The sequence below is a fragment of the Paenibacillus sp. TAF43_2 genome (assembly GCF_052113545.1).
GTDB lineage: Bacteria > Bacillota > Bacilli > Paenibacillales > Paenibacillaceae > Pristimantibacillus.
In genome coordinates this window covers 22,088-28,211 of record NZ_JBFRDK010000078.1, presented here as the reverse complement: position 1 = coordinate 28,211, position 6,124 = coordinate 22,088, and the positions used below count along the sequence as shown (strand labels likewise).

Genomic DNA, 6,124 nt, shown 5'->3' with positions numbered 1-6,124 from the left:
GCATATGACTTTGGTTATGGCAGTGCCATTGGTTTCTTCCTGCTTATCATTTGTCTCATCGTAACCTGGATAATCCGAAAATTGACTGCTACAAAAGATACGATTCAATATTCGTAAGGAGGGAAGCTTCATGATGCCCGGAACTGCAGGACAGCTGAGGAACGGAAACAAAAGCTCCGGCGCTTGGATAGCAAGCAAACTGGGATATTCCGTACTATATATCGTGTTATCGGTCGTTGCCATATTGCAAATTTTCCCTCTCGTATGGTTGTTGTTTTTCTCGCTTAAAAACAATCAGGAAGTATTCAATCTTCCTCCGCTGTCACTGCCTATGAATCCTAGGTGGGAAAATTACGAGAAGGTATGGAGCGCTGGAAATATTGATGTTTATTTTTTCAACAGCGTATGGATTACGGTTGTTGCAACGGTGCTTACGATTGTGTTAGGCAGCCTAGTTACCTACGCGATAACAAGGCTGAAGTGGAAAGGAAGCTCTTTTGTACTCGGTCTATTCATGGTCGCGATGATGATTCCGGTTCACTCGACGCTCATTCCGTTGTTCAGCATTTTCAACAAAATACATCTCATTGATCATCCGTTGTCGCTTATTTTGTCTTATGTAGCGTTCAATATGCCGATCACGATTATGATCCTGCTTGGCTTCTATTATGCTTTGCCGCGCGAGGTAGAGGAAGCGGCGGTTATCGACGGCTGCTCCGTAAACAAAATATTTTTCCGAATCGTACTGCCGATGACAGGCTCTGTTATCGCAACGACAGGCATTATTAACATGATATATAATTGGAATGAATTTATTTTCGTTAATACATTTATAAGCTCAGATGCCTATAAGACGCTGACGGTCGGCGTGCAAAACTTTATCGGGCAGTATACGACGGACTGGGGCGCAATCGGGGCTACATTAATGATTAGTATATTGCCAATATTGATTGCATTCCTATTCTTAAGCGATCGTATCGTTGAAGGCATAGCGGCAGGTTCAGTCAAAGGCTAAAGCTGATGATGGGACGTCGTCCGCTTGACAGTATCTGAACCGTACAAGAACCTCCAATCACAGCAGTGGTTATGGAGGTTCTTTCGTTTATGCAAAGGATAAAAAAAAGAAAGCTCTTAGGAACGATGCTCAGCTCCCAAAAGCTTTCTTGCTTCATTAATGATTGTCGTATATAAAATAATCAAAGTCTGCGTGCAGGCTGCGTCCTGATGTATCCTGACACTGCATGCCGACGAATGCGCCTGTGAAGAAGCCGCCGCCTTGAATGTAGTCATCCGATAGCTTGTAGCATTCGAAGTTTACAGGAAGACGAGTCCAGCTCTTGCCATCAAACGAGTAAGAGTAGTAGTACAGTGTATTCTCTACGTCAACACGGATATGCACATAGGCGACGTCTTCTGGAATCGCTATTTCGCTACCTTGAAGCGGCTCAGAGAACGAAAAATTATCGCATGCAACAAGCTGCAAAATTTTTCCCTTTTCCTCATTCCATGAGATTTGGCAGGATGTCCAGTTTTGCGTGTTGTAGTAGTTCACAAGCCCGGCTGATTGTTGGAAGGACGTCGGATGAAATGCGATTTTTGTTTCAGCTGTAAAGTTGAAATGCTGCCATCTCCTTGCGATAAATGACTGTGTAAATTTAGAAGTCAATGATTCTTTGCCGTATAGACGAAGATGTCCAGGGTTATCGGTCAACGAAACAATTTGATCTCCTAAAGGGATGCGCAGGCTTTGGAAATGCAGATTTAGCGTGCTGCTATCGAAATCGTCCTTAACTGGGTAATCGCGCTCCCATTGCACTTCGGGAATGTTCGGTCCTTCAATGACAAGGGAAGGCTGGTTGCCGCCGACGACATAAGGCCAATCATTGCGCCATTCGAGCCGCTGAATAGCTGTTTCTCTGCCAAGCGGGCAGTATCCACGCGGATCAAGCAGCGGCTGGCCTTCTCTGGAGAGAGGTCGTCCAACTAGATGCACTAAGAACCACTCGCCCGTATGCGTTTGAACGATGGAAGCATGGCCCGCCTTTTGCAATGGAATACGCGGTGCATGGAACGATGTGATTAACGGATTTTCCGGATGCACCTCATATGGCCCGGTAAGCTGTTTGGAGCGAGCGATGGTCGCCTGATGCTCATATTTGGTGCCGCCCTCAGCCGTAAGCAAGTAATAGTAGCCATTCATTTTATAGAGGTGAGGAGCTTCGGTCAGCTTAATATCGGTTCCTTTGAAAATAATTTCAGGTTTTCCGATTAGCTTCTGCTCACTCGCGCTGTATTCCTGCAGCAAAATACCATAGAAGTTATGATGGCCGACCCGTTGATCCCACATCATGTTTACAAAATACTTTTTGCCGTCCTCGTCATGGAACAACGATGGATCGAAGCCGGAGCTGTTCACATGAATGGGCTCGGACCATTCGCCATCAATCGTGTCGCAGGTAACCAAATAGTTGTGGCAGTCTTTCCATTGTCCTTCGGTTACTTTCACATCGGTATAGATGAGCCAAAATTTATTGTCGCTATAGGATAGTGCGGGAGCCCAAATACCGCCAGAATCAGGATTGCCCATCATGTTCAGCTGGCTGAGCCTGCTTAAAGGTCTTGCGGCAAGCCTCCAGTTTTTTAAATCCTTAGAATGGTAAATGCCAACGCCGGGAAACCATTCGAAGGTTGAAACCGCAATATAGTAGTCTTCTCCTACACGGCAAATACAGGGGTCTGGATTAAAGCCAGGTAAAATCGGATTTTGGATGGCAGTCATATCTTTTCTCCTTTTTAGGAAATGAATTGTAATCTATACTATCTATATCATAGCAATGATTTTAACCCGTTCCCATATCCATACCATGTTGATATTTACCCAAATCAATCAGTTTATTAGACTCGCAATTTCGGAAGGAGAGGGCAACGTATGCAAGCAAAACGAGAACCGGCAAGAAAGGAATTTATGCTGCCTGATATGGACTCGACCTTCCGTGTATTTGCGGCACACTGGCGTACAGTGGACCCGGATTGGAAATATCCGCTTCATAAGCATCCTCTATTTGAAGTGAATCTCGTATTATCGGGAACGCAGGAGATGAAGGTTAACGGACATGCCTACAAGCAAGGTCCAGGTGATCTTATATTGCTCAATCCGGGGGACAATCATGAAAGCTCTGTCGTTTGTAATGATGAAATGACCTATTACTGCTTGCATTTTGACGTCGATGAGAGGTCTTTCCGTGAGCTTCTTATTCGCAATAGCCATTGTTTTCACGAAGCTGGCAGTGAGCTGGCAGTAGCAATCAAGCCAGCTTTGGATAAATTAATGGCATTAACCTCCGAAGAGTCAGTCGTGCGAGTCGAGTCTCGCATGAATATTTTGTCCGCGCTATTTGAGCTGTTTGCCGGGTTGAGCGGCACATTATCTGAGCTTAATCGCGGTGCAGCTGGCGCACGGAAATCTGCTGCAGCCTCTCAAATCGCAGCCATGCTGGAGCGTACGGTTGAAAGCGCGGCTGAGAGGGGGGAGAAGGAGGATGAGGTGGAGACGATAAAATTAATTGCGGATTCGGTTGGTTACAGCATGTCATCGGTTAATCGCATGTTTACCCAAGTGTATGGCGTATCTCCACGACAATATTTGTCCTCATTGATGCTGAAAAAGGCGAAGCTGCTGCTGATGAATCCCGAAGCAACGGTAGAGTCGATATCGGCGAGGCTTGGCTACCATAATATTGCGCACTTCAGCAGGCAGTTCAAGCGCTGGACGGGGGAGTCGCCAAGCAGCTTCCGTAGTAAAACGGTATCGTTTTCTGTACATCAAGCCTAATCTTCTTCTTATGTTAAAAATATACTATAATTGGAAAATGGAATGTAAACGGGATTCCCAACCAGCTGTCCCGCTGTGACAATCATAGAACAAAGGAGAGTTGTGTAAATGAGAGTTCAGTTAGCTATGCCAGATAGAGGCGAGGAAGTCCCCAGCCAAGCAAAAGCACATATGAAAAAGGCTCTTCAAGTCAGATTGGTATCCGATTTAGAGAAAGCAAAGGAATATTATGAACATATATTAGGGTTTACCATCGATAGATGGGGACATGCTGAGCGAGACGGGGTAGGTTTTTTACTGCAGCAAGCAGAGAAAGCAGAAGATGTCAGGCCGAATGTAAGGCCATCACAAATGGATTATCCTTCCGACTGGGCTGGCCCGCTGGCGAGCTGGGATACGTACGTTTACTCTGATTTCGCTGGAGTGCAATCCTTGTATGAGGAGTTCAGAGCCAAAGGCGCAATCATAGTGTACGAGCCAATAGTAGAGGATATGGGCAGCAGAAAGTGGAAAGAGTTTGCGATAAAGGATTTGGATGATTACATTATCGTGTTTGGCGGTGGAAACTAGTGTCAGCTGAAATTACTTATGGAAGCAAAGAAGAAAGCGAATACGTGAAAAGAAAACTGATCGAGTATAATCATGGGCATGTCCCTGATGAGTTGAAAAACAATTATGAGGAAATAAATCTGACGATAAAGGATGACGAAGGTAAAATCCTTGGCGGACTATTAAGCGTCTTTTGCTGGAATTGGATAGAGGTCGATATTTTGTGGGTAGATCAAGCTCTTAGAGGCACAGGTCTTGGCAGCCAGCTGCTATCCCAAATAGAGAAAATAGCTAAAGAGAAGAAATGCACCTTCATTAAGCTAAACACGTTTAGTTTTCAGGCGCCGGAATTTTATAAGAAAAACGGTTATAAAGAAGTGGCGGTTTTTGAAGACGCGCCCTTAGGCAGCAAACATTATTATTTTCGAAAAGATATTAGTCCGCTGGCTTAAATCAGATACGGCCTTGGCTAAGCTTTGAAGTCGGCAGCAGAGCAGCAACAATTATTTCCATTCCATCGTTATAGGGTATAAGAATGAATGGGAGTGATGAACATGAGAAATAAAGTACTATTACTAACACTTAGCTGCATCTGTTTGTTTATCGTAGTGAACGCTAATTTTGTCCATGCTTGCTCACCTATCCCATGGAACTTTGAAGAGGCGTATGAGTCGAAAGCTATGGTTTATGGCAAGGTGGCTGATATAAGCGAGGACGGAAGAAAAGTTACACTGGCTGTTACTTCATATGCTGGACCGGGCAAAGCGCCGCAGACGATTTATTTGCCAGAAACGATAGACAATAGAAGCAAATATCCAGCTGGAAATGCATGTCCTGATTTTTCTATGAAGTTCAAATCCGGTGAAGAATACGTCTTTTTCTTATCTGACATCCCTCCTAATCTTAAATTGCTTTCCCCAAGCTGGATAACGGCGTCTCAAGTAGAAAATGGGCAGGTCGTCGTTGGATATCCTAATGGTGAAACAGACTCATTGGAAGATCGGTTGAAGGAATTTGCAGATTCAAAGAATTACGAGATACAGTGGCCACATAGCACATCTCCTATTTGGGGAAAAAGCGATAAATTATTAGTTCCATCCATGATCGTAGTCGGCTTGCGCATCATGTTAGGACGTATTTAATGTTGTGAAATACGAATGAACAACAGCTAAATCCTAGCTACAATAGGGGGAACGATTCTCTCTATAGAAAGGGGAATAGCGCATTGGAATTAACGTACTTAAAAACATTTCACGAAGTAGCAAAGTGGGGGAGCTTCACACGAGCTGCTGAAACTCTGGGTTATGCGCAGTCGAGTATTACGACTCAAATTCAGAAGCTTGAAGAATCGTATGGGGCAGTTAAGGTACTCCAACATAACCATGTGAATTATACATTATCGTATGAGTTTGGCAATTTAGAAGCGATTAAGCAGTGTGTGATGTACGGTCTTGGAATTGCTTTATTGCCGCGTATTGTCGTTGCTGATGCGGTCCAGAAAGGCGAGTTGATTGCTGTTCGTTTTGCGCACCCCGATTGTAAGTTCTATACACAGCTCATCTATGCCAAGAAGAAATGGAAATCCAAGGCGTTTACGGGGTTCCTAGAGCTTGTTGGCGGGGCTAATCATCAAAATTAATGAAGTATAGTATAGAATTCTATCGATAACTCCATTGTTTAAGGCTGTGCTACATTGTATTTAAGAAATCGAACGGCTTAAATATTACAGCCCAAATGGAGGCA

The 6,124-nt window shown here is 44.3% G+C and carries 7 protein-coding genes and 1 pseudogene; 7 read left to right on the top strand and 1 reads right to left on the bottom strand.

Annotated elements, in window-relative coordinates; genetic code table 11:
* Positions 1 to 117 (top strand): annotated as a pseudogene (locus tag AB4Z17_RS17615) (carbohydrate ABC transporter permease); the annotation flags it as partial.
* 13 nt (positions 118 to 130) lie between these two features.
* Positions 131 to 1,015, top strand: coding sequence for a carbohydrate ABC transporter permease (locus AB4Z17_RS17610; protein WP_076268734.1), 885 nt, complete (start codon positions 131 to 133; stop codon positions 1,013 to 1,015).
* 156 nt (positions 1,016 to 1,171) lie between these two features.
* On the opposite strand, the gene AB4Z17_RS17605 is transcribed toward AB4Z17_RS17610, so the two are convergent.
* On the bottom strand, positions 1,172 to 2,779 hold the full coding sequence (locus AB4Z17_RS17605; RefSeq protein ID WP_441961116.1) for a glycoside hydrolase family 43 protein: 1,608 nt from the start codon (positions 2,777 to 2,779) through the stop codon (positions 1,172 to 1,174).
* 150 nt (positions 2,780 to 2,929) lie between these two features.
* Here AB4Z17_RS17605 and AB4Z17_RS17600 point away from each other — a divergent pair, with 150 nt between their 5' ends.
* The 5 genes from AB4Z17_RS17600 to AB4Z17_RS17580 all read left to right on the top strand — a co-directional run bounded on the left by AB4Z17_RS17600 (position 2,930) and on the right by AB4Z17_RS17580 (position 6,020).
* Positions 2,930 to 3,832, top strand: coding sequence for a helix-turn-helix domain-containing protein (locus tag AB4Z17_RS17600; protein ID WP_441961114.1), 903 nt, complete (start codon positions 2,930 to 2,932; stop codon positions 3,830 to 3,832).
* A 108-nt stretch (positions 3,833 to 3,940) separates the two neighbouring features.
* The gene (locus tag AB4Z17_RS17595; RefSeq protein ID WP_441961112.1) at positions 3,941 to 4,402 is read left to right on the top strand and encodes a VOC family protein; all 462 of its coding nucleotides are present in this window, start codon (positions 3,941 to 3,943) and stop codon (positions 4,400 to 4,402) included.
* Positions 4,402 to 4,833, top strand: coding sequence for a GNAT family N-acetyltransferase (locus AB4Z17_RS17590; RefSeq protein ID WP_441961110.1), 432 nt, complete (start codon positions 4,402 to 4,404; stop codon positions 4,831 to 4,833). Before AB4Z17_RS17595 ends, AB4Z17_RS17590 begins: the two co-directional genes overlap by 1 nt.
* Before the next feature lie 102 nt (positions 4,834 to 4,935).
* The gene (locus tag AB4Z17_RS17585; protein WP_441961108.1) at positions 4,936 to 5,523 is read left to right on the top strand and encodes a hypothetical protein; all 588 of its coding nucleotides are present in this window, start codon (positions 4,936 to 4,938) and stop codon (positions 5,521 to 5,523) included.
* Between the two features lie 83 nt (positions 5,524 to 5,606).
* A complete protein-coding gene (locus AB4Z17_RS17580) occupies positions 5,607 to 6,020 on the top strand; it encodes a LysR substrate-binding domain-containing protein (protein ID WP_441961106.1) in 414 nt (137 codons plus the stop codon).
* Positions 6,021 to 6,124 lie beyond the last annotated feature (104 nt).